20 protein-coding genes are annotated in these 24,225 nt (G+C 66.6%); 7 read left to right on the top strand and 13 right to left on the bottom strand.

Translation table 11 applies throughout. From position 1 onward, the window contains the following. Positions 1–64: 64 nt before the first annotated feature. Entirely contained in the window at positions 65–244 is a 180-nt protein-coding gene (locus tag AC1RKE_RS09410) for a hypothetical protein (RefSeq protein ID WP_054765804.1), read from the bottom strand. Between the two features lie 155 nt (positions 245–399). Between AC1RKE_RS09410 and AC1RKE_RS09405 the strand changes: the two genes are divergently transcribed. Beyond that, positions 400–1,878 (top strand): phospholipase D-like domain-containing protein, encoded by a 1,479-nt coding sequence (locus AC1RKE_RS09405; protein ID WP_054765803.1) that lies wholly within the window; start codon positions 400–402, stop codon positions 1,876–1,878. 37 nt (positions 1,879–1,915) lie between these two features. Here the strand turns inward: AC1RKE_RS09405 and AC1RKE_RS09400 are convergent, their stop codons facing one another. The 5 genes from AC1RKE_RS09400 to folD all read right to left on the bottom strand — a co-directional run bounded on the left by AC1RKE_RS09400 (position 1,916) and on the right by folD (position 5,910). Continuing rightward, a complete protein-coding gene (locus AC1RKE_RS09400; RefSeq protein WP_054765802.1) occupies positions 1,916–2,659 on the bottom strand; it encodes an endonuclease/exonuclease/phosphatase family protein in 744 nt (247 codons plus the stop codon). Positions 2,660–2,731: 72 nt separating this feature from the next. Beyond that, on the bottom strand, positions 2,732–3,418 hold the full coding sequence (locus AC1RKE_RS09395) for a TPM domain-containing protein (RefSeq protein ID WP_227975921.1): 687 nt from the start codon (positions 3,416–3,418) through the stop codon (positions 2,732–2,734). Further along, entirely contained in the window at positions 3,418–4,242 is an 825-nt protein-coding gene (locus tag AC1RKE_RS09390) for a TPM domain-containing protein (protein ID WP_082382696.1), read from the bottom strand. Before AC1RKE_RS09390 ends, AC1RKE_RS09395 begins: the two co-directional genes overlap by 1 nt. A 7-nt stretch (positions 4,243–4,249) precedes the next feature. Continuing rightward, positions 4,250–4,924 (bottom strand): LemA family protein, encoded by a 675-nt coding sequence (locus tag AC1RKE_RS09385; protein WP_054765800.1) that lies wholly within the window; start codon positions 4,922–4,924, stop codon positions 4,250–4,252. Between the two features lie 62 nt (positions 4,925–4,986). After that, positions 4,987–5,910 carry a bifunctional methylenetetrahydrofolate dehydrogenase/methenyltetrahydrofolate cyclohydrolase FolD gene (folD, locus tag AC1RKE_RS09380; protein WP_348683667.1) on the bottom strand — a complete coding sequence of 308 codons (924 nt, stop codon included), beginning with the start codon at positions 5,908–5,910 and terminating at the stop codon, positions 4,987–4,989. A gap of 100 nt (positions 5,911–6,010) precedes the next feature. Here folD and AC1RKE_RS09375 point away from each other — a divergent pair, with 100 nt between their 5' ends. After that, the gene (locus AC1RKE_RS09375) at positions 6,011–7,834 is read left to right on the top strand and encodes a PPC domain-containing protein (protein ID WP_348683668.1); all 1,824 of its coding nucleotides are present in this window, start codon (positions 6,011–6,013) and stop codon (positions 7,832–7,834) included. Positions 7,835–7,852: 18 nt separating this feature from the next. Here AC1RKE_RS09375 and hutH read toward each other — a convergent pair whose 3' ends face one another. Genes hutH through hutG form a run of 3 tightly spaced genes read right to left on the bottom strand, consistent with a single transcriptional unit; the run spans position 7,853 to position 11,864 of the window. Then, positions 7,853–9,382: a histidine ammonia-lyase gene (gene hutH, locus AC1RKE_RS09370; protein WP_348683669.1), complete on the bottom strand. Its 1,530-nt coding sequence runs from the start codon at positions 9,380–9,382 to the stop codon at positions 7,853–7,855. A gap of 2 nt (positions 9,383–9,384) precedes the next feature. Continuing rightward, positions 9,385–11,046, bottom strand: a complete 1,662-nt coding sequence (hutU, locus tag AC1RKE_RS09365; RefSeq protein WP_348683670.1) for a urocanate hydratase — start codon at positions 11,044–11,046, stop codon at positions 9,385–9,387. Next, positions 11,043–11,864: an N-formylglutamate deformylase gene (gene hutG / locus AC1RKE_RS09360; RefSeq protein ID WP_348683671.1), complete on the bottom strand. Its 822-nt coding sequence runs from the start codon at positions 11,862–11,864 to the stop codon at positions 11,043–11,045. The genes hutU and hutG overlap by 4 nt, the downstream gene beginning before the upstream one ends. 74 nt (positions 11,865–11,938) lie before the next feature. Here hutG and AC1RKE_RS09355 point away from each other — a divergent pair, with 74 nt between their 5' ends. From AC1RKE_RS09355 to AC1RKE_RS09340, 4 genes are read left to right on the top strand one after another with little or no spacing between them, the layout of a single operon-like run. Further along, positions 11,939–13,315: a formimidoylglutamate deiminase gene (locus tag AC1RKE_RS09355; protein WP_348683672.1), complete on the top strand. Its 1,377-nt coding sequence runs from the start codon at positions 11,939–11,941 to the stop codon at positions 13,313–13,315. Further along, a complete protein-coding gene (hutC, locus tag AC1RKE_RS09350) occupies positions 13,312–14,046 on the top strand; it encodes a histidine utilization transcriptional repressor HutC (protein WP_348683673.1) in 735 nt (244 codons plus the stop codon). Before AC1RKE_RS09355 ends, hutC begins: the two co-directional genes overlap by 4 nt. Next, positions 14,043–15,254: an imidazolonepropionase gene (gene hutI, locus AC1RKE_RS09345; protein WP_348683674.1), complete on the top strand. Its 1,212-nt coding sequence runs from the start codon at positions 14,043–14,045 to the stop codon at positions 15,252–15,254. The genes hutC and hutI overlap by 4 nt, the downstream gene beginning before the upstream one ends. A gap of 55 nt (positions 15,255–15,309) precedes the next feature. Next, positions 15,310–18,714, top strand: coding sequence for a class I SAM-dependent DNA methyltransferase (locus tag AC1RKE_RS09340; RefSeq protein ID WP_492896895.1), 3,405 nt, complete (start codon positions 15,310–15,312; stop codon positions 18,712–18,714). Positions 18,715–18,722: 8 nt separating this feature from the next. On the opposite strand, the gene AC1RKE_RS09335 is transcribed toward AC1RKE_RS09340, so the two are convergent. Together AC1RKE_RS09335 and AC1RKE_RS09330 are read right to left on the bottom strand one after the other, a co-directional pair. Beyond that, positions 18,723–19,100, bottom strand: coding sequence for a response regulator (locus AC1RKE_RS09335; RefSeq protein ID WP_182714444.1), 378 nt, complete (start codon positions 19,098–19,100; stop codon positions 18,723–18,725). Further along, a complete protein-coding gene (locus AC1RKE_RS09330) occupies positions 19,097–20,602 on the bottom strand; it encodes a sensor histidine kinase (protein WP_348682897.1) in 1,506 nt (501 codons plus the stop codon). The genes AC1RKE_RS09335 and AC1RKE_RS09330 overlap by 4 nt, the downstream gene beginning before the upstream one ends. Positions 20,603–20,716: 114 nt before the next feature. On the opposite strand from AC1RKE_RS09330, the gene AC1RKE_RS09325 reads away from it, so the two are divergent. Continuing rightward, positions 20,717–22,306 carry a carboxylesterase/lipase family protein gene (locus tag AC1RKE_RS09325; protein ID WP_348682896.1) on the top strand — a complete coding sequence of 530 codons (1,590 nt, stop codon included), beginning with the start codon at positions 20,717–20,719 and terminating at the stop codon, positions 22,304–22,306. A gap of 25 nt (positions 22,307–22,331) precedes the next feature. Here the strand turns inward: AC1RKE_RS09325 and gor are convergent, their stop codons facing one another. Next, positions 22,332–23,714 carry a glutathione-disulfide reductase gene (gor, locus tag AC1RKE_RS09320; protein WP_395941975.1) on the bottom strand — a complete coding sequence of 461 codons (1,383 nt, stop codon included), beginning with the start codon at positions 23,712–23,714 and terminating at the stop codon, positions 22,332–22,334. Positions 23,715–23,831: 117 nt separating this feature from the next. Beyond that, complete coding sequence (locus AC1RKE_RS09315) at positions 23,832–24,164, bottom strand: hypothetical protein (RefSeq protein ID WP_348682893.1); 333 nt, start codon at positions 24,162–24,164, stop codon at positions 23,832–23,834. Between the last annotated feature and the right edge of the window lie 61 nt (positions 24,165–24,225).

The raw sequence follows: 24,225 nt of genomic DNA, 5'->3' as shown, positions 1-24,225 counted from the left end.
ACCCTAGCGAGTTGAAACCCAAGGTCCAAGTCGAACCGGTTCAACAGGAGTGGACGGTTCGAAATCAGCAGTCCGGCCGGGCGTCTGTCTTGAGCGCGCCGGCGTCGTCCGTGCGGCAGTCCTGGACGCGGTGAACTTCGCGCTTGCCAGTCGCCGGGGCGTGGATGTCCACCCCGAATTGCGAGAGGACGAGGGCGGCCAGCAGGGCGACAAGGCCGGCGATCAGTTCGACCAGCACCTGCATTGAAAACTCCTCCCCGCCCGCTCGGCTGCGCACTTATGCGCCTTTTTGGCGAACGTCACAATCCTGCCGCCAAAGATTGACCGCGCCGAGGGTCCATGGAACGGAGACGGCAAGGGTCCCATCGCGGTGTCACGCGAATCGGGCAGGCAGGCGGAATGACCCAAGTCGCTGACGGCTATGAAGGAAGTCTGTTGGGCCCCGGCGCCGGGGTGTGGCGCAGCGCGCCCGCCGGCCGCTTCTCGATTCTGATGGAGAATGAGGCCTATTTCGACGCCCTCTCGTCCGCCCTGCAAAAGGCGGAGCGGTCGATCGTCATCCTGGGTTGGCAGTTCGACCCCCGCACCCACCTGGACCCCGAAACCCGGCCCGGTGAGAAACAGCATGAGATCGGCCATCAGCTGCGGATGCTGGTGAAGCGCAAGCCCGAACTCGACGTTCGGCTTCTGATCTGGAAATCACCGCTGCTGATCGCCGCATCCCAAGGCTTTTATCCGCACCGGGCCCAGCGCTGGTTCCGCAAACGTATGGTCGAGTTCCGCATGGACGCGCCGGGCCCGATCGGCGCCTGCCATCATCAGAAGGTGATCGTGATCGATGACCGGGTCGCCTTCTGCGGCGGGGGCGACATCTCGACCGACCGCTGGGACTCAGACGAGCATCTGGACGGGGATCCGCGGCGAGCCCTGCCCAGCGGGCTCATCTGCAAGGCGCGTCACGAGGTGATGTGCGTCATGGACGGCGAAGCGGCGCGCGCCCTAGGCGACCTGGCGCGCGAGCGCTGGTTCCGTGCGACCTGGGAAAGGACTGCGCCGGACGAGGTGGACAACGACCCCTGGCCGGACGGCGTGCCGGTTCAGATGACCAATGTCCCGATCGGCATCGCCCGGACCGAGCCGAAATGGTCAGGCCGTCACGAGGTGCGGGAAAACGAGACCCTGCATCTGGAGTCGATCCGACGCGCCAAACGGCTGATCTATTTGGAGAACCAATATTTCACCTCGCCCGTGATCGCCGCCGCCTTGGCCGAACGGCTGGCGGAGGTGGACGGGCCGGAAGTGGTGGTGGTGTCCACCGGCAAGAGCCCCAGCTGGTTCGACAGCATCACCATGGACACCGCCCGCGCCGAGGTCCTGTACCGGCTGGAGCAGGCGGACCGTTACAACCGCTTCTTCGCCTTTTCCCCCCTGACCAGAAGAGGCGACCGGATCATCGTCCACGCCAAGGTGTCCATCATTGACGATCAGCTGCTGCGGATCGGCTCCACCAATCTGAACAATCGGTCGATGGGGCTGGACACGGAATGCGACGTGGCCGCCGAACCCCGGGACGACGCCGGGCGCGCAGTAATTCGCGCCCACCGCCATCGCACGATCGCGCACTGGATCGGCGTCGCCGCCGAAGAGTTCGCCGCCGTGGAGGGGCTAATGGGGTCCACCGGGGCGGCCATCTGCAGCTTCGAAAGCGAGCGGCTGCGACCCCTGGGCGCCGAACCCCCGACGCCTATCGAGCGCCTTATCGCCGAATGGCAGTTGGGCGACCCCACCTCCACGGGCGACGCCTGGCGGCCGTGGAAACGGCTGAATCGATCCCATCGAACGCGGCCCGCCTCCGAAGGCGGCCTGGCGCCGGGCTGAGGCTCCGCGCAGCGGTTCCGTCCGGAAGGCCCCGGCTCTAAGCCGGATCAGCGTCCGGAACGATGTCGAAGTCGATGATCAGAGGCAGGTGATCCGACGCCACCCTCGCCAAGGGAGAAAAGTCGGATCTTACGCCCGTGACGCGGATCTCGGAGCTGACGAAGCAATGGTCGATTCGGATGGCCGGAAAGCTGGACGGGAAGGTTTTCACCGAGGGCTTCAGATCGAGGCGACGCTGACAGTCGTCGAGACGCCGCGCCAAGGTCTGATAGGGGCGGGTGATCGATGTGGCGTTGAAGTCCCCGGCCAACAGGGCCGGACCCTGACATCCGCCCAGCCAGCCTGACCCCACCAGGGCGGCGGCCTGCAGTCTTTGCTCTCGAGGCACCAGGCCCAGATGGGTGTTCAGAACATTGACGGCCGCGCCGTCGATCATGATCTCGGACCAGAGGGCGCCGCGCGGCTCCAATCCCGGAATGCCGCGGACGGTAGGCAGGGCGTCGGCTCGGATCAACCGCTCGGGGTGGGGGGTCAGGATGGCGTCGCCGTAAAGCTCGGCCTCCACTCGCATGGCGGGGTGAAAGCGCGAGGTCATGGCCAGGCCCTCGGCGATCGCCTCGGCCTGATCCACCTTGCCCGTCCGCAGCCGGCCGACGTCCAGCTCCTGAAGGCAGACGACGTCCGGCTCATGCTGGCCTATGACGGCGACGATGCGATCGACGTCCAGTCGCTTGTCCGTGCCGACACAGCGGTGAACATTATAGGTCAGTAGGCGAGGCATGATTTCCCGGTAAGCGGGGCAGGGACGCAGGATTAGGCATTCTGGGCGCGGATTACGACCGCGGTGCGACGATCACAGCACGATCAGCCGGTCAGAAAGCTCATTGGGGTTGTCTGGGCGGGGTGGAAAATGCGCAGCCAGCACATCGCCGCACTGTCGAACTGCAGCCTCGAAACCGGCCGCAGGCGACCCGGCTTTTAGCCCCCGCACCAGGGCGGCCACGGCGTCGGCCCAAACGCCCGCATCCACCTTCTGAAGGATCAGCTCGTCCGTGATCAGCTCGACCTGATGTTCGGCCAGGGCGGCGAAGATCAAAACGCCGGTCCGTTCGCGCGTGACATGGACGCCGTGGGCGAGGAACTGCTGCAAGGCGGCGGCCCGAACCCGCGTACGCCGGATCGAGCGCGGCGTGACCCAACGCAGCACCGGCGGAATGCGCGTCAGCACGAAGACGAGGGCGAAGAGAAGGACCTGGATCAGGGCATAGACGGCCAAGGTCTGGCCCGCGACCGCTGATGTCGATGCATGCGCAGCCTGCCAGCCGCTCGTCGGCCAACCTTCGGGCCAACTCAGACCGACGCCGAAGGGAATGAACAGGGCCGGGACCGCCAGAGCCGCCAATGCAGCCCAGACCAGGCTGACATCGACATAGGACGAAACGCGCCCCGCCAGGACGCAGAAGATCTCGCCTGAGGTGGCTTGTTCGGCCTTGGCCACCGCATCGGCGATACGGTTCCGATCGTCTTCGGTCAGTCGCATCACCACCCTCCCGAGGCGCCGCCGCCGCCGAACCCGCCGCCGCCGCCCCTGAATCCGCCGAAGCCCCCTCCACCAAAACCCCCGCCGCCGCGTCCGGCGTTCTTCAAGGCCTCGGACGCGGCCCAGATCAGAATGGGCGACACGCCGTCGCGTCGATGGCGACGACCGCCGTTCGCCAGGCTGACGCCGACGATGAAGAGGCCGAAACCGATCAGGGCGATGACAATCAAGGGCACGGCGGGTCCAGCCTCGGCCTCTTCCGTCTGGGCCGCCGCCGCCCGCGCCTCCGCCTCGGCCGGGTCAAGCCGAAGCTGTTCGATCAGGCCGTCCACGCCGTTGACGATCCCGCCCGAATAGTCGCCCTCGCGGAACGCCGGCAGGATTCGGTTGCGAATGAGCTGGGACGAGAAGGCGTCGGTCAAGATCGGCTCCAACCCATAGCCGACCTCGATCCGGACCTTGCGTTCCGTTGGGGCCACGATCAGCAGGGCGCCGTTGTCCTGATCCTTTTGCCCGATCCCCCAGGCGCGCCCCAGTTGATAGCCGTAGTCCTCGATCTCCAGCCCATCCAGACTCGGCACCGTAACCACGACCAGCTGATCGCTGGACTGAGCCTCCAGCGCCGCCAGCTTTTCCGTAAGGGCCTGCTCCGTCGCCGCGTCCAGAAGATCCGCCTGATCGACGACACGGCCGGAAAGGGGCGGAAAAGCCGGCTCCGCCAAGGCCGCCGACGCAACTGCCAGGGCGATGATCAAGGTCGTGAGAAGGCCCGCCAGACCGGCCGCGACCGTGCGATGTTTCACCAGGGCGAGAAAACCGCTCACGAGGACGTCACTGCGCGGGCGGGGCGGATCCCGGCGTCACCGGCGCCGCTCCGCCGCCCGGGGCAGCGGCCGGCGCTCCGAGGTTGAACTCCACCTTGGGCGCCGACTGGGCTTCGGCCGTCGCGGTGAACAGCTGCATCGGCTGCGAGCCGGAATGGACCGTCTTGGCCCAGATCACATTGGGGAAGGTCCGCAGGGTGGTGTTGTAGTCCCGCACGGCCTCATTGTAGTCGCGGCGGGCGATGGTGATCCGGTTTTCCGTCCCCTCCAGCTGAGACTGCAGGGTCAGGAAGTTCTGATTGGCCTGGAGCTGGGGATAGGCTTCGACAGAGACCAGAAGGCGCGACAGAGCGCCGGAAAGCTGCCCCTGGGCCTGCTGGTACTGCTGGAAGGCCTGGGGATTGCTGAGGTCGGCGGCCGAGACATTGACCGATGTCGCGCGAGCGCGGGCGTTGATCACCTCCGTCAGGGTGGTGCGTTCCTGGATCGCCGCGCCCTGAACGGTGGCGACCAGATTGGGCACCAGATCCGCCCGGCGCTGATACTGGGCCTGGACGTCGGCCCAGGCGGCTTCAGCCCGTTCCTGTTTGGTCGGGATCGTATTGTAGCCGCAGGCGGACACCGCCGGAACGGCGACGAGCGTTGCGGCCAAGGCCAGAGCGCGAGCATTGGAACGAGCCATGGTTTCTCCCCTCTCGGCGATCAGCGCCGTGGCGGCGACTATCGCCCCACGGCTGCAACGCTTCAAGCGTCCAATGGCTCCGGTTCGACGCCGATGGAGCGACAGGCGGCCGAATAGGTGTTGGCCAGCAGACAGGCGATGGTCATGGGGCCGACGCCGCCGGGAACCGGGGTGATGCGACCCGCGATCTCCACCGCTTCCTTGAAGGCGACATCGCCGACCACGCGGGTCTTGCCCTCGGCCGCCTTGACCGGATCGGCGGACGGCACGCGATTGATGCCGACGTCGATCACGGTCGCGCCCGGCTTGATCCAGTCGCCCTTGATCATCTCGGGCCGGCCGACGGCGGCCACCAGTATATCGGCCGTGCGGCAAAGGGCGGCCAGGTCGCGGGTCTTGGAATGGGCTACGGTGACGGTGCAGTTTTCGGCCAGCAGCAGCTGCGCCATCGGCTTGCCCACGATGTTCGACCGGCCCACGATGACGGCGTTCAGACCCGTCAGGTCGCCCAGCTGATCCTTCAACAGCATCAGACTGCCCAGGGGGGTGCAGGGGACCATGCCGGGCAGTCCGACCGCCAACCGTCCCGCATTGACCACATGAAAGCCGTCGACGTCCTTGTCGGGATCAATGGCGTCCAGCACGACCGAGGAGTCGATGTGTTTCGGCAGCGGCAACTGCACCAGAATGCCGTGAATGTCGGCATCGGCGTTCAAGGTCGCGATAAGGGCGAGCAGATCTTCCTGGCTGATCGTGTCGGGCAGGCGGTGGGTGTCGGACCGCATGCCGGCGCGCAGCGTGGTCTCGCCCTTGTTGCGGACGTAGATCTGGCTGGCCGGATCTTCGCCGACGATGACGACGGCCAGGCCCGGCTTCACCCCCTCATTGGCCTCCAGGCGGGCGGCGGCGGCGGCGGCCCGGTCCACCAGGGCGGCCGCATAGGCCTTGCCGTCGATCAGTATGGCGTGCGCGGGCTCGGGCGACATGAGAGCTCCTGGGCGAGAAGGGACGGAAAGGGGATGGCGCGATTTACAGCCGTCCCCGTTCTGCGTCTATGATCGGGCGCAAACTCTTGGAGTGTTCTTCATGAAGCCCTCGCTTCTCGCCGCCGCCGGCGCCCTGGCCCTGATCTGGAGCGTCTCGCCCGCCCTGGCGCAGGAGGCTGCCAGCCTGAGGATCGGCGCGACCGTTGACGGCGCCCTGGGGGACGGCGACGCCCGGGACACCGACGGCGACTATGTCTATGACGACTATCGATTCGCCGCGCGCGCGGGCCAGCGGCTGGAGGCGGTGCTGAGATCCGACTCCTTTGACGCCTATTTGGCCCTTTACGCCGAAGGATCGGACGAGTCCTTGGCGGAAGACGACGACGGTCTGGGTGAGGGCACGGACGCGCGGCTGCGCTTTACGCCCGAAGAGGACGGAACCTATGTGCTGCGGGCGCGGACCCTGTCGGGAACGGACGGCGGGGGCTACAGCCTGTCGCTCCGCGAACGGCCCGCCCCGGCCCGAGCGCCCCGGCCCGCGCGGATCCGACTGGGCGCCGAGGAGGCCGGAGAACTGACCGATCGCGACCCCCAACAGGAGGACGGCGGCTCCTATGACGCCTACAGCTTCCGGGCGGAACAGGGCCAGAGAGTCATCATCACCCTGAACTCCGACGACTTCGATCCTCTGGTGCGGGTCGGGCGAATGGCGGGCGGCGACTTCGTCGAACTGGCTCACAATGACGACGGCCCCGATCAGGGGCTGAACTCCCGCCTCGTCTTCACGGCGCCGACGGCGGGCGACTATGTGATCCGCGCCACGGCCGTGCAGGACGGAACCGGCGCCTATACGATCGGACTGGCGCCCGCCCCTGACGCCCCGCCGGCGAAACCCCTCGCGATCGGCGATAAGGTCGAGGGCGAACTGAATGCCGACACGGGGGCCAATGACGACGGTCAACGCGCCCAGCTGTATCGCTTCAGCGCTGAGGCGGGTCAGCGGGTCGCCATTGAACTGTCGTCAAAGGATTTCGACACCTATCTGGTCCTGCGAAACGGTGTTGATGGCAGTGTGATCGCCCAGGACGACGACGGCGCAGGCGTGGGTACGAATTCGCGCCTGACGGCGACCCTCGATACGTCGGGAGACTATGTGGTCGAGGCGCGGGCCTTCAGCGGCGACGGGGAGGGACGATTCACCCTGACCGTCAGCGAGGTCGCGCCGCCGCCGCCGCCGACGCCGATCCAGTTCGGCGAAACGGTCGAAGGCGAGATCAAGACCGAAGATCCCCAGTCGGATGAGGGCAAACACTATCACGCCTACGCCTTCTCCGGCGCGGAGGGACAGCGTATCCAGGCGATCCTTCGATCCGGCGACTTCGACGCCTATCTGGAGGTCGGCGCCGCCGAAGGCGATTTCACCGCCTTGGCCAGCGACGACGACGGCCTGGCCCAGGGCACGGATTCGCGGCTGAACTTCACCCTGCCGGAGACCGGCGACTACGTCATCCGGGTCATGCCCCTGTCGACGGAAGAGGACGGGCTCTACGCCCTCGAACTGACCGAGCGCGGCCCGGAGCCGGAACCCGGCAGCATCCTGGTCGGCGCCACGGCGCGCGGAACCCTGAGTTCCACCGACGCCATGACCGAAGAGGGCGCCTATTACGACGCCTATCGCTTCCAGGCCAAGAAGGACGAGAAGCTGCGCATCACCCTGGTCTCGAACGCCTTTGACGCCTTCCTGGATCTGGGCGAAGGCGGCGAAGCCTTCACCAGTCTGGCGACGGACGATGACGGGCTGTCGGACACCCACGCCAAGCTGGAATGGACCGCGCCGGAAGACGGCTGGTACGTCGTGCGCGCCCGGGCCCTGGCCCCCAATGAGACCGGCGCCTATGCGCTGGCGGTGGAGCGCCAGCCCTGATCAGGGGCTGGCTCCGTCTCAGGCGGAGGGCAGCAGGTCGAGGGCGAAGGGGCGGTACCGCCCCGCCCGCACCCCGTCGGTCGCGCGGGCGATGTCGGGCGCGAAATAGTGGTCGCTGGCGTAGGGGGCGGCGGCTTCGCGGACGAGGGCGTAGACCCGTTCCAAGTCCTGGGAACTCGTCAGAGGACGGTGGAACTCCACCCCCTGGGCCGCCGCCAGCAGTTCGATTGCGACCACAGTGGCGGCGTTCTCCGCCATGTCCAGCAGGCGTCGCGCGCCATGGGTCGCCATGCTGACGTGGTCTTCCTGGTTGGCGCTGGTCGGCACGGTGTCGATGCTGCACGGGTGGGCCATCATCCGGTTCTCGGCCACAAGGGCCGCAGCCGTCACCTGGGCGATCATGAAGCCGGAGTTCAGCCCGCTTTCACGAACCAGGAAGGCCGGCAGTTCGCTCATCTTCGGATCGACCAGAATGGCCGTTCGCCGCTCGGAGACATTGCCGATTTCGCACAGGGCCATTGCGATCTGGTCCGCTGCAAAAGCAACGGGTTCAGCGTGGAAGTTGCCGCCTGAAATCACATCCCCGTCGTCAATGAAGACCAGGGGGTTGTCAGTCACTGCATTGGCCTCGCGTTCGAGGGCGTCGGCCGCCGTGGTCAGGACGTCAAGCACGGCGCCCATGACCTGGGGCTGGCAACGCAGGGAGTAGGGATCCTGAACCTTGGCGCAGTCGTCTCTATGGCTGTCGCGTATGGCCGAGCCCTGCATCAGCGCTCTCAGCCGGCCCGCGACGGCGATCTGGCCGGGCTGGCCGCGCAGGGCGTGGATGCGCGGATCGAACGGGGCGTCCGACCCTTTCAGGGCGTCCACGGACAGGGCGCCGGCCGCGATCCCTGCGGCGAACACCGCCTCTGCGGCGAACAAACCCGCCAAGGCCAGGGCGGTCGAGCATTGAGTGCCGTTCAGAAGCGCCAGGCCTTCCTTCGGCCCCAGAACCAGCGGCTCCAACCCGATCTTGGCCAGGGCCGCCTGGGCGTCCAGAACCGCGCCGCCCTGACGAGCCTCGCCGACGCCGATCAGTGCGCTGCTCATATGGGCGAGGGGCGCAAGGTCGCCCGAGGCGCCCACCGATCCCTTGGATGGGATACAGGGCAGGATGTCGGCCTCGACCAGGGCGATAAGGGCCTCCAGCGTCTGACGGCGAACGCCCGAGGCGCCGCGGGCCAGGCTGGCGATCTTCAGCACCATCATCAGCCGCGTCACTGGGTCGGGCAGGAGAGGGCCGACGCCGCAGGCATGGCTCAGCACCAGATTGCGTTGCAGGGTCTCAAGATCTTGAGGCGCGATGGAGGTGTTGGCCAGGAGACCGAAGCCGGTGTTGATCCCATAGACCGTTCGCCCTTCAGCGACGATGGCGGCCACCGTCTCGGCGCCGCGCTCGACGTCGGACCAAGCCTGGGGCGTCAGGGCTACCGTCACCGGCCCCTCCAGGACGGCGCGCAACTGGGGCAAGGTCAGGCGCGCAGCGCCGATGATCAGTTCTGTCATGATCAAGCCTCAAGGCTGGGAAGATTCAGACCGTGGGCCCGCGCCGCCGCACGGGCGATCTCGTAACCGGCGTCCGCATGGCGCATGACGCCTGTCGCGGGGTCGTTCCACAGGACCCGCTCAAGCCGACGGGCCGCCTCCGGCGTGCCGTCGGCGACGATGACCACGCCGGAATGCTGCGAATAGCCCATGCCGACCCCGCCGCCGTGATGCAGCGACACCCAGCTGGCGCCGGAGGCCGTGTTCAGAAGGGCGTTCAGCAGGGGCCAGTCCGATACGGCGTCGGACCCGTCCGCCATGGCCTCAGTCTCGCGGTTGGGACTGGCGACGGAGCCGGAATCCAGATGATCCCGCCCAATCACGATCGGCCCCGACAACTCGCCCGAGGCGACCATGTCGTTGAACATCAGCCCCGCGCGATGACGGTCGCCTAGTCCGATCCAGCAGATTCGGGCCGGAAGTCCCTGAAAAGCGATTCTTTCCTGCGCCATGTCCAGCCAGCGGTGCAAGCCCGCATTGTCAGGAAACAGCCGTTTCATGGCCGCATCGGTCTTGCGGATGTCCTCTGGATCTCCAGTCAGGGCCGCCCAGCGGAACGGCCCCACCCCCCGACAGAACAGGGGGCGGATATAGGCGGGCACAAAGCCGGGGAAGTCGAACGCGCGCGCCACACCCTGATCCAGGGCGACCTGGCGGATGTTGTTGCCGTAATCGACCACGGGCGCGCCGGACGCCTGGAAATCAAGCATGGCCTGGACATGGCGGGCGATGGAGGCGGCGGCGGCGGCAGAGACGGCGCCGGGATCGGACTGGCGACGGTCCTCCCATTCCGCCACAGACCAGCCGGAAGGCAGATAGCCGTTCACCAGATCGTGGGCGCTGGTCTGGTCCGTCACCAAATCCGGCTTCACCCCACGCTTGACAAGTTCAGGCAGAAGTTCGGCTGCATTGCCCAACAGGCCGACCGAGATAGGTTTTTTACCGATCTTGGCCTGCTCGATCAGGTCGAGAGCCTCGTCCAGGCTTTCCGACATGACGTCGAGATAGCGGGTCTTCAGCCGCATCTCGATACGGCTGCGCTGGCATTCGACGGCCAGACAGGAGGCCCCTGCCATGGTGGCCGCCAGCGGCTGGGCCCCGCCCATCCCGCCCAGGCCCGCCGTCAGGATCCATCGCCCGGACCAGTCGCCGCCGTAATGCTGACGACCGGCTTCCATGAAGGTCTCATAGGTGCCCTGAACAATGCCCTGGGTGCCGATGTAGATCCATGACCCGGCGGTCATTTGTCCATACATCATAAGCCCTTTACGGTCGAGTTCTGAGAAATGATCCCAGGTCGCCCACTTCGGCACGAGGTTGGAGTTGGCGATCAGCACGCGTGGCGCATCCGCATGGGTGCGAAACACGCCCACCGGCTTGCCTGACTGGACCAGAAGCGTCTCATCGGGGGCCAGATCGGTCAGGGTTTGGACGATCCGGTCGAAGGCCGGCCAATCCCGCGCCGCCTTGCCGATCCCGCCATAAACCACCAAATCCTGCGGTCGTTCAGCGACTTCCGGGTCGAGATTGTTCATCAACATCCGGATTGCGGCCTCGGCGGCCCAGGTCTTGGCGGTCCTTTCAGGACCGCGCGGGCTGCGGATCTCGCGCATATTGGTCTTCATGTCCGGCTCTCGGCGAAGGTGATGCAGGCGTTCAGGATGCGGCGCAGATGACGACGCATCGTCTCGGCCCGGTCCGGCTCATAGGGGCTGGGCCAGTTTTCGGGCGTCAGACCCTCGGCCGGTTCGCGCATATAGCCTCGGTCCGCCAACTCCATCTGGATGGCGTGCACGCCGACTTGGGGACGGCCGTAGCGGCGCGTGGTCCAACCGCCCTTGAACCGCCCATTGACGACCAGACCGTCGCCGCTGACGGCGCAGGCGGCCTCGACCGCCTGGGTCAGCTGCGGCGCACAGGTGGCGCCGTCATTGTCGCCGATGTTGAACTGGGGCAGTTCGCCGGCGAACAGCCGGGGCGCCACCGATCGGATCGAGTGGGCGTCATAGACGACCAGGGGGCCCTTCGCCTGCAACCGGTCGATCTGGGCCTGAAGCGCCGCATGATAGGGATCGAACCAGGCCGCCCGCCTTTCCTCGATCTCGGCAGCGTCGGGCGCCTGGCCGGGCCGGTAAAGAGGCTCGCCGTCGAAGGTTTCGAGCGGACAGAGGCCGGTCGTGATTTGGCCGGGATAGAGGGATGCGCCGGACGGGTCGCGGTTCACGTCGATCACACTGCGCGACAGGGCGGTGCGAACCGTGGTGGCGCCCATGTCCCGGGCGAAGTCGTAAAGCCGATCCACCCACCAGTCGGCGTCCTTGCGCGCCAGCCAGGGCGAGGTCATTCGCGCCTCGATCGCTGCAGGAATGGTCGTTCCCGTGTGGGGCAGGCCGATGATCAGGGGGGCGGCGCCCTCGTGCACGGTCAGCCAGTCGGACGTCATCTCGGCCTCCCTCGCCAAATCGGATCGTCGTGGTATGTCTAGACATATTGATCGCAACCCGATGGACCTGTCCAGTGACGCCTGAGCCCACGCCCGTCGATCTGTCGCTCTGGTTCGAAGCGGCCCTGCTGCCGCAAGGCTGGGCGCGCGGGGTCAGGGTCCGGGTCCGCGAAGGCCGCATATCCCGTCTGGAGACGGAGGTCTTACGGTCGCCGCAAGACCAGGGCGGCGGCGTGGCCCTGCCGGGCGTCGCCAATCTGCACAGCCACGCCTTTCAGCGCGCCATGGCCGGTTTGACCGAGGCGCGGGGGCCGACCGATGACGACTTCTGGACGTGGCGGCGTCTGATGTACCGGTTTCTGGATCGGGGCGGCCCTGACGAGATCGAGGCCATCACGGCCCTGGCCTTCGCCGAAATGCTGGAGGGCGGCTTCACCCGGGTGGCGGAGTTCCACTACCTCCACAACGACCCGACCGGCGCGCCTTACGCCGACCGGGCGGAGATTGCGACCCGGATCGCGGCGGCGGCCGAGGCGACGGGCATCGGCCTGACCCTGCTGCCGGTCTTTTACGCCCATTCCGGCTTCGGCGGCCTGGCGCCGACCGAAGGTCAGAGACGGTTCATCACCGACCTCGACGGCTATGCGGCCCTTGTCGCCGATTGCCGCGCCCTGACCGCCGGACTGGCGGACGCCAGGGTGGGGGTGGCGCCTCACAGCCTGCGCGCCGTCACGCCGGAACAGTTGCAGGCGCTGCTTGCCATGGCCGGACAGGGGCCGATCCATATACATGTGGCGGAACAGACCAAGGAGGTTGAGGACTGTCTGGCCTGGTCCGGGGCGCGCCCCGTGGAATGGCTGTTGGCCAACGCTCCGGTCGATCCACGCTGGTGCCTGATCCACGCCACCCATGTGGCGGAGACCGAATGGCGGGGAGTCGCCGCGCGCGGGAGCGTGGTTGGCCTGTGTCCGATCACAGAGGCCAATCTGGGCGACGGAATCTTCCCGGCGGCAGCCTATCATCACGCCGACGGCCGCATCGGCGTAGGCACGGATTCCAATGTACAGATCGGCCTGGCCGACGAATTGCGGATGCTGGAATACAGCCAGCGGCTGGCCCTCAGAGGCCGGGCCGTCATGGCTGACCCGGGTCGTTCGACCGGACGGCTCCTCTTTGATCAGGCCCTGGCCGGGGGCGCTCAGGCGACCGGCGTGTCCTGCGGTTTGAGCGTGGGCGCTGCGGCGGACATCGTCGCCCTAGACGGCGGCCATATCAGTTTCGAGGGCCGGTTCGGAGACGCGGTGCTGGACAGCTGGATTTTCGGGGCGCCCAGAGGGGGCGTCGCCTCGGTCTGGCGCGCGGGACGGCTGGTGGTCCGGCAGGGGCGCCATGTCGCGCGCGACGCCATTGAGGCGCGCTATCGCCAGGCCTTGAAGGCGGTGCTAGCGTGAGCGCGGGGCCGCTGCATCGCCGCATCTATTCCGATCTTGAGGATCGCATCCTTTCGGGCGCCCTCGCGCCGGGGCGGCGGCTGCCGTTCGAACATGAGCTCATGCAGGACTACGGCTGTTCGCGGGCGACCGTGTCCAAAGCCCTGTCGGAACTGGCGGCCCGAGGCTTGGTGGTGCGCCGACGCCGCGCCGGCACCTTTGTGGCCCAGCCCAAGGCCCACGCCGCCTTCCTGGCCATCCCCGATCTCGGGGCCGAGGTGACGGAGCGGGGACAGGTCTACGGCTATCGGCTTCTGACGCAGATCGAGCGCGGGCCGACGGACGCCGCCGAAGCGGAACTTGCAGCCGGCGCGCGCCTTTTGGACCTGACCTGTCTTCACAGCGCCGATTCAATTCCCCTGGCCCTCGAGCGGCGACTGATCGGGCTGAAGGCTGCGCCCCAGGCGATCGCCGTCGATTTTAAACGGGTTTCGCCCGGAAGCTGGCTCCTGGAATCAGAACCCTGGACCGAGGCTGAAAATCGCATCGGCGCGATGGGGGCGGACGCCCAATCGGCGCGCCTCCTGCAGATCAAGAGGGGCGCCGCCTGCCTTTGCGTGGAACGACGGACCTGGCGCGACGGTTTGGGCGTGACCCAGGTGCGCCAGATCTTTCCGGGCGACCGCTATGATCTGGTCGCGCTTTTTTCCTCCGCCCGTTCCGGCGGCCGCGGCGGGGAGCCCAGACGATGAAGATCGACCTGCTTCTGACCGACTGCCACGCCGCAACCCTGTCCGAAGGCGAGGGGGGCTATGGGGTGATCGAGGACGCCGCTGTGGCGGCGGCGGACGGACGCATCGTCTGGATCGGACCTCGGGCGGACCTGCCGACTGTCTCGGCCCGCAGGACGGAGCGGCTCGACGGGCGCTGGATCACGCCCGGCCTGATCGACTGCCATACCCATCTGATCTTCGGCGGCGATCGAGCGGCCGAGTTCGAACAGAGGCTGGGCGGCGCGACCTATGAGGCGATCGCACGGGCCGGCGGAGGGATTCTGTCTTCGGTCCGGGCCACCCGCGCGGCGTCGGAAGCCGAACTGTTCGCCTCGGCCATGGAACGGCTGGAGGGGCTGAAGGCGACGGGGGTCACCACCGTCGAGATCAAGTCCGGCTATGGTCTGGACCGAGACAGCGAGTTGAAGATGCTGCGCGTCGCCCGCCGCATCGGTCGAGAGGGCGGGGTGCGGGTTCGCACCACCCATCTGGGTCTGCACGCCACGCCGCCGGAGCATCGCGCGAACCCCGAAGCCTATGTCGATGAGGCCGTCGAAAACATACTTCCCGCCGCCTGCGCCGAGGGACTGGTCGATGCGGTGGACGCCTATTGCGAGCCGATCGCCTTTTCCCCCGATCAGGTGTCGCGCCTGTTCGACAAGGCGAGAGGGCTGGGTCTGCCGGTCAAACTGCATGCGGACCAGTTGTCCGACAGCGGCGGGGCGGCCTTGGCGGCGCGTTACGGCGCCCTGTCCGCCGATCATATCGAATATGCGACCCAGGCCGGGGTGGCGGCCATGGCCCAGGCGGGGGTCGTCGCGGTGCTGCTGCCGGGCGCCTTTCTGATGCTGCGCGAGACCCGGATTCCGCCGATCGACGCCTTGCGGCGGCACGGCGTGCGAATGGCGGTGGCTACAGATTGCAATCCGGGAACCTCTCCGCTCGCCTCCATGACGGCGGCGATGAATCTGGCCTGCGTTCAGTTTCGACTGACTCCCCAGGAATCTTTGGCTGCGGCGACGCGAGAGGCGGCCCACGCCCTGGGTCTCGGCGCCGACCTGGGGCGGTTGGAGGTCGGTCTCAGGGCCGATCTGGCTGCCTGGGACATCCAAAATCCCGCAGAACTGGCCTATTGGCTAGGCAAGCCTGTGCTGCACGCCCGCTGGCTGGACGGCGTGCGCTCTTAGGTTGCAGGAGCGCGAAATTTAACTATAGGTTGCTTCCGTAGCCGGGGAGCAATCTGTGGATGTCGACGCCTTTATCGCGCATTGGGCCCATGCCCCGATCGGGGAACGGTCGCATTATCAGACCTTCATCATTCAGCTGTGCCGTCTGATCGGGGTCCCGGCGCCCGACGACGAGCGAACCGGCGACCTGGACTATTGTTTCGAGCGGCCGGTCCGCTTCCGGCATGACGACGGCCGCGCGACCCAGGGCTGGATCGACTGCGCCAAGCGCGGCTGTTTCGTGCTGGAGGCCAAACAGTCGTCGAAGCGGCGCGACGGCGGCCCCCTTGATCCGGCGGTCCAACTGTCGCTTTTCCTCAAACACAGCGCCAGACCCCGCGCGCCTTCGCCTGAGGCGGTGGATCGCCTGATGCGCGCGGCGAAGCGCCAGGCTGAGAACTACGCCAAGGCGCTGGATGAATGGCCGCCCTTCCTGATCATCGTCGACGTGGGCCGGTGCATCGAGGTCTGGTCGGATTTCGATCGTCAGGGGAAGGCCTATATCCCTTACCCGGATCGCGCCACCTACCGCATCGAGCTGGAGCATCTTCGCGCGCCCGAGGTCCGCGACAGGCTGCGCCGGATCTGGCTCGACCCCCTGTCCTTGGATCCCGCCGCTGCGGTCGCAGAGGCGACGACGGACATCGCCCGACGTCTGGCCTGGCTGGTGCGCTCGATCGGCCAGAGGCGATCGACGGCGGGCGAGGACCGGGTTCAGCGGGCGGCCCGCGCCAACCAGACCGCGCTCTTCGTGATGCAGTGCATCTTCGCCATGTTCGCCGACAGCGTCGGCCTGATCGAGGAGCGGGGATTTCTGCGGTTTCTCGAAGCCTATCGGGGCAAGGCGGATCGGTTCCACGAAGGGGCGCGGGTCTTCTTCGGCCTTATGGATCAGGGGGGGCATTGTCTGGCGATTCAGCAGCGTCTTCGCCGCTTCAACGGCGGCCTGTTCCGATCCGCCGTCCCCTTGCCGATCACGGAAGAGGAGCTTGAGGCCCTGATCGCGGCGGCGCGGTGCGACTGGGCCCTGGTCGAGCCGGCCATATTCGGCGCTCTTTTGGAACAGGCCCTGGACCCGCAAGAGCGCGCGGAACTGGGGGCGCACTACACCCCCAGGGCCTATGTCGAACGCCTGATCGAGCCGACCATCATGGAGCCCCTGAGAGCGGACTGGGAGGCGGTCGAGGCCCAGGCCCTGGGGCTCTATCTCGAAGGCGACGTCCAGGGCGCAAGGCGGATGATCCGCACCTTTCACGACCAGCTTTGCCGGGTGCGGGTGCTGGATCCGGCCTGTGGGACGGGGAACTTCCTCTATGTCGCCATGCATATGATGAAGGCGCTTGAGGGAGAGGTTCTGGGCGTTCTGGCGGAAATGGGGGAGGAGCAGGGCCGCCTGGGTCTGGACGGCCATGTCGTCAGTCCCGAACAATTCCATGGGTTGGAGAAGAACGCCTATGCCGCCTGGATCGCCGAGATGGTGATGTGGATCGGCCATCTGCAATGGCATTTTCGCCTGTTCGGCGACGCCGCCCCCTCTGAACCGATTTTGAAGGACTTTCGCCGGGTCGTGCATGCCGACGCCCTGGTCAGTTGTTCGCGGATCGCTGGGCGGCTGGGCGAAACGGGCGGGGATCGTGCGGTCGAACACTATGTCGATCCACGGCCGACGCCCTGGCCGGAGGCGCATTTCATCATCGGCAATCCGCCGTTCATGGGCGGCAAGGATCTGCGTGCGGCCTTCGGCGACGGCTATGTGGCCGCCCTGGACCAGGTGCGCGGCGGTCGGTTTCGCTCCGCCGATCTGGTGACCGTCTGGTGGGATCGTGCGGCCGAGATTCTGACCCGGCCGGGCTCGATCCTGCGCCGCTTCGGCTTCATCACCACCAATTCCGTCACCCAGACCTTTTCGCGCCGTGTCATCGCGCATCATCTCAACCGCCGCCCGGCGGTTCGATTGGTATTCGCCATCCCCGACCATCCGTGGGTCGTCGGCGTCGGCCGCGCCGACGTCCGCATCGCCATGTCGGTGGCGGAAAGGGGGGAGGCGGACGGCCAGGGCCGGTGGCTGGGCGTGACCGACGAGGCCGACCTCGACACCGATCTTCTCCGTCTGACCTTTCAGGAAAGGCGAGGGGTCATCGGCGCAGACCTCATGATCGACGAGGGTCTGGGCCGGGCGGTCGATCTAAGGGCCAATGCGCACCTGGCCTATCGCGGCGTCCAGCTGATGGGCGCCGGATTCCTGGTGACGCCGGAGCAGGGGCGCGCCCTGCTGGGCGGTTCAGAGGTCGGAGCGCCGTCGCCGATCCGCGCCTATCGGAATGGTCGTGATCTGGCTGATCGCAGCCGAAATCTTGAGGTGATCGACCTGTTCGGGTGGGACGAGGCCGACGTGCGGCGGCGCCATCCTCTGATTTATCAGCATCTGCTTGAGACGGTGAAGCCCGAACGGGAGCGCAACAACCGCGCCGCCTACAGGGACAGTTGGTGGCTCTTCGGCGAGCCGCGCCGCGAGCTTCGCGCGGCCCTGACGGGTCTTGATCGCTATATAGTTACGGTCGAAACCGCCAAACACCGCTGGTTCCGCTTTCTGGACAAGGACGTCCTGCCCGACAACAAGCTCGTCGTCATCGCCAGTGACGATCCGGCCGTGCTGGCGGTGCTGTCGTCCCGCGTCCATCGGGCCTGGTTCGCCGCGAACGGTGGAAGGATCGGCGAGTATCAGCGCGAGGCCGTCTATGTGAAAGGCGTCTGTTTCGACCGCTTTCCCTTTCCCGAACTGGACCCGGCCCAGGCGGCTGAACTGGCGGCCCTGGGGGAGGAGTTGGACCAGACGCGGGCGCGCGTCCTGGCTGAGAATCCCGACCTGACCATGACGGCGCTTTATAACGCGATGGCCCGCGCGGCCGAGGCCCGTCCCCTCGAGACGTCCGAACGGGACAGACATGACCGCGGCCGCATCGGCATCCTCGATCATCTTCATCGCCGGCTGGATGAGCGGGTGACCAAGGCCTACGGCTGGCCGGCCGAGGCGGATGAGGCGACGATCGTCTCGGGACTGACGCAGCTGAATCCAAGGAGGGCGGAGGAGGAGACCCAGGGAAGGGTGCGCTTCGTCCGTCCCGCCTATCAGAGCGGCAAGGTACGGATCATCGCGCCCCAGCCCGTCCAGACCGAGGCGGTCCTGGTATCGCCGCCCAGCCGGCCGCAGCTTCCGGAGGAGCCGGGCCCCTTGGCCTCAGCCCTGCTGTTCCGTCTGAGACGCGCCGGCGTCCCCATGCAGCCTGAGCATCTGGCGGCGGCGTTTGAAGGCGGCGGACGGCGTAAGACCCGCACGATCGAACATACGCTGGCGGTCTTGGCCGTTTCAGGGGCGGTTCAACATTCGGAGACAGGCTGGTTCGCCCCCCATCGAGCTTGAAACCCGAATCAGACCTCGGCCACGCCCATAGCCTTCAGCAAGGCGTCGCGCACCGCCGCCTCTGTGAAGGGCTTCTGGATGGTCGGCGACCCGCGCCATTCGTCCGGCAGACCGCCTTCGCCATAGCCGGTCGAGAAGACGAAGGGCACGCCGCGGGCTTTCAGGGCCTCCGCTACGGGAAAGACCTGCCGGCCGGCGACATTGACGTCCAACAGGGCTGCGTCCAGCTCGACCGTGTCGCGGGCCAGGGTCTCGCCCTCGTCGATATTGGACGCGGGACCGATGGGCACGCACTCCATGTCCTCCAGAATGGTCTCGAGCAACATGGCGACGAGGGACTCGTCCTCCACAACCAAGACACGGCGTCCACTCAGCGGCTGGTTCATAGGGGTGTCCTGTCGAGGGGAACCATGAGTTCCGCAATCAATCCGTCTTTGCCGTAAACCAGATCGATCTCACCCGCCAGATCGTGGCGAATGTTTCGTTCAATCAATCGGCTACCAAAGCCCCTTGTGTCCGGTGGCGCAACTTTTGGCCCGTCCAACTCTCGCCAGGTCAGCTTTAGTTTCGGCGCGGTATGATCCGCCAAGCCCCAATCGACCAGAACCCGTCCGTCGGGCGTGGACAGGGCGCCGTATTTGCCGGCGTTCGTCGCCAGCTCATGGAAGATCATGCCCAGAGACAGGGCTGTAGCCGGCGCCAGGGCGACGGCGGGACCGTTCAGGTGGAAGCGCGTCGGACCGAACGCTTCGGTCTCGTGTTCCAGAATGGCGCGCAGATCGGCGCCCTCCCAATGGGTCCGCGTCAGAAGATCATGGGTGTGGGAGAGTGCCAGGATTCGCGCCTGGAAGGCCTGGGCGAAGGTGGAGGGGTCGCGGTGGGACCGCGCCGTCTGGATCGCGATGGACTGGACCGTCGCCAGGGTGTTCTTCACCCTGTGGTTCAGTTCGTCGATCATCGACTTCTGACGGCGGGCGGCCAGGACGTTCTCGGTCACGTCGTGACCCTGTACGAAGATGCCGACCACCTGGCCGGCCTCGTCGCGAATGGGCTGATAGATGAAGTCGAGATAGTGGTTTTCCAGCGGCGCTCCCGGCCGCCGCTGAAGTTGCGCCAGGCTTTCGCGCCCCTCATAGGCTTCGCCTGTAGCGAAGACGGAATCGAGAAACTCGTAATAGCCTTGGCCGGCCAGCTCAGGCAGCGCCTCTCGGATCGGCTTGCCGGCGATGTCGCGGTGGCCGATCAACTGCCCATAGGCGGCGTTGTACATCTGAAAACAGTGGTCCGGGCCCGACAGAATGGCGACGAAGCCCGGCGCCTGCATGAACATCTCGACCAGGCGGTTGCGTTCCTTCTCCAGGCGACGGTTGTCCTCCTGCACCGACTGAGCGCGCCGCAGAACGGAACCGCCGACGATGGCATCGAGGGCCGTGGTCGGTTCGTCGCGCGGGGCGGCCGGGAACAGGTCCGTGATATCCATCGTGTGCTGAAGCAGAAGGACGACCTCGCCCTCGGCGTTGAGCAGCGGCGTATGGGTGGCGCTCCAGATCCGCTCCTCGAACACCTCCCGGCGATCATCCAGGCGTCGTGGGAGCGAATAGCGGACGAGGGCCAGATGGTCGCGCTGTCGGGTGTCGCGCGCCTTTTCAAGTGAGGCCCTGACCTGCCGGACGTTTTCGGGCGCCTCCTGCCCCGGCCCGGAATCGAAGGCCTGAAACAGCGGTCGACCCAGGAGATCGGGCCGATTCGAACGGGTGACGTCCAAATAGGCCTGATTGACGTCGAAGATCCGCAAATCCGGGGTGAGCAACAGATAGGGATTGGGCGAAGCCGCAAACGCGGTCGCCAAATCGGCGATCGACGCGCCCTGTGTCAGAAGTTCAGTCAAGCCACGCCCCAGTCGAACCGGGCATAAACGCCGACCTGACGAAAAGGTTCACGCCAGCACAAATCATTTTCGGATCGTCATTGGCCCGTCGAGGGAATTTGCTAAGGACAGGGCATGACAATCGCCGGCGCCTTGGCCACCCTCTCCCTGATGATCGCTCAACCCACAGACCGGCCCGCCAACGATCCGCCTCTGATCCGGATCGACCAAGGCGAGTTGACGGGCGTGGCGGACGGCGACATCGCCGCCTTCAAGAACATTCCCTACGCCGCCCCGCCGGTCGCAGAGATGCGGTGGCGGCCGCCGGGGACAGCCCCGCGATGGGAAGGCCGTCGCGACGCCTCGACCTATGGGCCGATCTGTATCCAGGCCACGCCGCAGGGCGATCCCGGCGTCGGCCCTCTGCCGATGAGCGAGGATTGCCTGAACCTGAACGTCTGGCGCCCTCTTGATACGGCTGAGCCGGCGCCGGTGATGGTGTGGATCCATGGCGGCGGACTGGTGAACGGCTCGGGCACGGCCGCGCTCTACGACGGGTCGCACCTGGCGCGTCAGGGCATGGTGGTGGTCACGCTCAACTATCGCCTGGGACGGCTGGGGTTCTTTGATCACCCCGCCCTGGCGGCCGAACGGCCGGCCGATGAGCCGGCGGGCAACTATGGCGTCATGGACGTCATCGCCGCCCTGAGGTGGGTAAAGGCCAATATCGCCGCCTTCGGCGGCGACCCCGACAACGTCACCATATTCGGGGAATCCGCCGGCGGCGCCATGGTGACCCGCCTGATGATCTCGCCTCCGGCGCGTGATCTGTTCGCCCGGGCCGTCGTTCAGTCCGGGCTGGGTCGTGAGTTGCAGACGCCCCTGGATCGACGCGGCGCCTTTGACCTGCCGTCCGCCCGCGAACGGGGCGAGGTTTGGGCGCACGGTCATAATCTGATGACGGCGGCTGATCTGCGGTCGGCGCCGGTCGAACTGCTGCTGACGCCTGCGCCCGTCTTCGCCAACGGCGACCTGACTCTGATCGACGGCAGGATCGTGCCTTCGACCGTCGAGGCGGCCTTCCGCGCCGGGCGGCAGTCGCCGGCGCCCTTGATCATCGGGACCAACAGCGCCGAATTCTGGTGGATGAAGCCCACCGACCGCAACGGCTACGGCATGATCGACGACGACATGACCTGGCTGGAACGTGCCCAGATCATCCAGGCCTATGGCGGAGAGGCCGGGTTTGACCGCGGTTTCATCACCGACGCCGTATTCTCCGAACCCGCACGGCTGCTGGCGCGGCTGCACGCCGCCGCAGGACGACCCGCCTATCTCTATCGGTTCGACATTTCCTCGCCGGACAATCCCGAACCGCACGGCGGCGCCACCCATGCGATCGAGCGGCCCTATGTCTTTGGAACGCTGTCGCTTCTGCCCTATCCGGTGCGGCCGGTGGATCAGGTCGCCTCCCAGGCCATGATGGGCTACTGGACCAGCTTCGCCCGCTCCGGCGATCCGAACGGAGTAGGCCGGCCCGACTGGCCGATGGCGGCCGGAAGAGGCAATCCGACGCTGCTGCTGATCCGGAACGACGGTCCCGTCGCCGTTTCGACCCCGGACGCGGGGCGTCTGGACCTGATCGAACAGTTCCGTGAGCGCCCGCGCGGGCGTCCCCTGGCGCATCGGCCAGATGAAGACATGGCTAGGCCCTATCAACACTGAGGACCCGGCCTGGGTTGCGGAAGGTTCAGCCCGCCGAGGTGCTGCTGGACTGCTTTTCTTTCAACGTCACCAACTCCTCCGCCATGGTCGGGTGGACGGCGCAGGTTGCATCCCATTGGGCCTTGGTGAGGCCGGCCTTAACGGCGATGGCGGCGAGCTGGATCATCTCCGGACTGTCCGGCCCGACGATGTGGACGCCGACCACCCTCTGGCTGTCGGCGTCGACGACCAGCTTCATCAGAACCCGCTCCTCAGAGCCGGTGAAGGCGTATTTCATCGGCCGAAAGCGGGTGACATAGACATCGACGCCGGCCGAACAGGACCGGCGCGCCTCGGCCTCCGACAGGCCGACCACGCCGACGGGCGGCTGGCTGAACACCGCCGTCGCCACGGCCTCATAGTCGAAATGCTGAGGATTGTTCCTGAAGACGGTCTGGTGAAACGCCACCGCTTCGCGAATGGCCACCGGAGTCAGGTTCATCCGGTCGGTGACGTCGCCGATGGCCCAGATGTTTTCGGCCGTCGTCTTTGACCAGCGGTCCACCTTGATCGCCCCGGCCTCGTTCAACTCGACCCCGGCGGCGTCCAGCCCCAAGCCCTTCACATGCGGAACCCGGCCGGTGGCGAACATGACCACGTCCGTTTCCAGCTTCATGCCGTTTTCGAGGTGGTTGATCAGTCCGGTCGGCGTCTTCTCGATCTTCTCATGCTGGCAGCCCAGGATCACCTTGACGCCGCGCTTTTCGATCTCGCCGGCCAGATGGGCGCGCACATCGTCATCGAAGCCGCGCAGGATGTTCGGCCCGCGATAGATCAGGGTCGTCTCGACGCCCAGGCCGGCGAAGATTCCCGCAAACTCCACCGCAATATAGCCGCCGCCCGCAATCAGGATGCGTTTGGGCAGTTCGGGCAGGTGGAAGGCCTCTTCCGAGGTGATGGCGTGCTCGATCCCGGTCAAGCCGTCCGGCTTCCACGGGCGGCCGCCGGTGGCGATCAGGATCTTTTCAGCGGTGAAAACCTGATCCTTTCCGACGATTTCGACCGTATGGGCGTCCTTCAACACCGCCCGACCATGGACCAGCTCCACGCCGGCCTTGCCCAGATTGGCGGCGTAGATGCCCGAAAGACGCGCGATTTCGACATCCTTGGCCTCGAGAAATGTCGGCCAGTCGAACCGGGCCTGGTCGAACGACCAGCCGTAGCCCTCGGCGATCTCCAAGGCGTGGCTGACTTCGGAGGCCATGACCATGAATTTCTTGGGCACGCATCCCCGGATGACGCAGGTGCCGCCGACCCGGTATTCCTCGGCCACAGCGACCCGCTTTCCGTCCAGGGCGGTCAGCCGCGCTGCACGCACGCCTCCTGAGCCGGCGCCGATGACGAAGAGGTCGTAGTCATATTCAGCCATCTGGCGCTCCGGCGTCCCGACGCTGCACAGAGCCGGACTCATTTAAATTCGGCGGCAGACGCCGCAGCCTGAGGTTCGAATTAGGAGGGGGCGCTCGGCACGGCAAGGCTTGCGCCTTCAGCCGGCGGGGCGCCCCTTTACGATTCGGGCGTTGGCTGCGCGTGTCTTCGGTCCCTGTTCGCTCATCACTTCCGTTCGATACGGGCGATTGGTCTTGTCGCCGCCTTGCTGGAAGGGCTCGTCCAGCGCTTCGCCGTCGTCCGCATAATCGGTGACTTCTCCAGCGGCCGGAGGGGCGAGCGCTGCGTCGCGATAGTCGTCGGCGGCATAGGATTTCGCCTCGGGATGAGTTGAGACGTGCTGCTCGCGCGCCTCATCGTTCGGGACTTGCGGCTCGTTGACGGCGTTCTGCGCCGTTGCGGTCGGAGACTCAGAGTTCTGGTGCGGCATGGTTCGCGTCCTTTTCGGGTGAAAAGGGATAGCGGCTAGGGCGCCGGGTCGTTCCGAGACT

It is taken from the genome of Brevundimonas sp. GW822-FHT03E11 (assembly GCF_058801445.1).
The sequence above is the reverse complement of the archived record's forward strand: the minus strand, read 5'-3'. Positions and strand labels throughout refer to the sequence as shown.

What these genes read in the sequence shown, in the direction of transcription:
- gor (WP_395941975.1), bottom strand. Translation starts at nt 23,714, where the DNA reads ATGGCTGAATATGACTACGACCTCTTCGTCATCGGCGCCGGCTCAGGA.
- AC1RKE_RS09410 (WP_054765804.1), bottom strand. Translation starts at nt 244, where the DNA reads ATGCAGGTGCTGGTCGAACTGATCGCCGGCCTTGTCGCCCTGCTGGCC.
- hutH (WP_348683669.1), bottom strand. Translation starts at nt 9,382, where the DNA reads ATGACAGAACTGATCATCGGCGCTGCGCGCCTGACCTTGCCCCAGTTG.
- folD (WP_348683667.1), bottom strand. Translation starts at nt 5,910, where the DNA reads ATGTCGCCCGAGCCCGCGCACGCCATACTGATCGACGGCAAGGCCTAT.
- AC1RKE_RS09385 (WP_054765800.1), bottom strand. Translation starts at nt 4,924, where the DNA reads ATGGCTCGTTCCAATGCTCGCGCTCTGGCCTTGGCCGCAACGCTCGTC.
- AC1RKE_RS09325 (WP_348682896.1), top strand. Translation starts at nt 20,717, where the DNA reads ATGACAATCGCCGGCGCCTTGGCCACCCTCTCCCTGATGATCGCTCAA.
- hutI (WP_348683674.1), top strand. Translation starts at nt 14,043, where the DNA reads ATGAAGATCGACCTGCTTCTGACCGACTGCCACGCCGCAACCCTGTCC.
- hutU (WP_348683670.1), bottom strand. Translation starts at nt 11,046, where the DNA reads ATGAAGACCAATATGCGCGAGATCCGCAGCCCGCGCGGTCCTGAAAGG.
- AC1RKE_RS09395 (WP_227975921.1), bottom strand. Translation starts at nt 3,418, where the DNA reads ATGCGACTGACCGAAGACGATCGGAACCGTATCGCCGATGCGGTGGCC.
- hutG (WP_348683671.1), bottom strand. Translation starts at nt 11,864, where the DNA reads ATGACGTCCGACTGGCTGACCGTGCACGAGGGCGCCGCCCCCCTGATC.
- AC1RKE_RS09335 (WP_182714444.1), bottom strand. Translation starts at nt 19,100, where the DNA reads ATGAACCAGCCGCTGAGTGGACGCCGTGTCTTGGTTGTGGAGGACGAG.
- AC1RKE_RS09405 (WP_054765803.1), top strand. Translation starts at nt 400, where the DNA reads ATGACCCAAGTCGCTGACGGCTATGAAGGAAGTCTGTTGGGCCCCGGC.
- AC1RKE_RS09375 (WP_348683668.1), top strand. Translation starts at nt 6,011, where the DNA reads ATGAAGCCCTCGCTTCTCGCCGCCGCCGGCGCCCTGGCCCTGATCTGG.
- AC1RKE_RS09400 (WP_054765802.1), bottom strand. Translation starts at nt 2,659, where the DNA reads ATGCCTCGCCTACTGACCTATAATGTTCACCGCTGTGTCGGCACGGAC.
- AC1RKE_RS09315 (WP_348682893.1), bottom strand. Translation starts at nt 24,164, where the DNA reads ATGCCGCACCAGAACTCTGAGTCTCCGACCGCAACGGCGCAGAACGCC.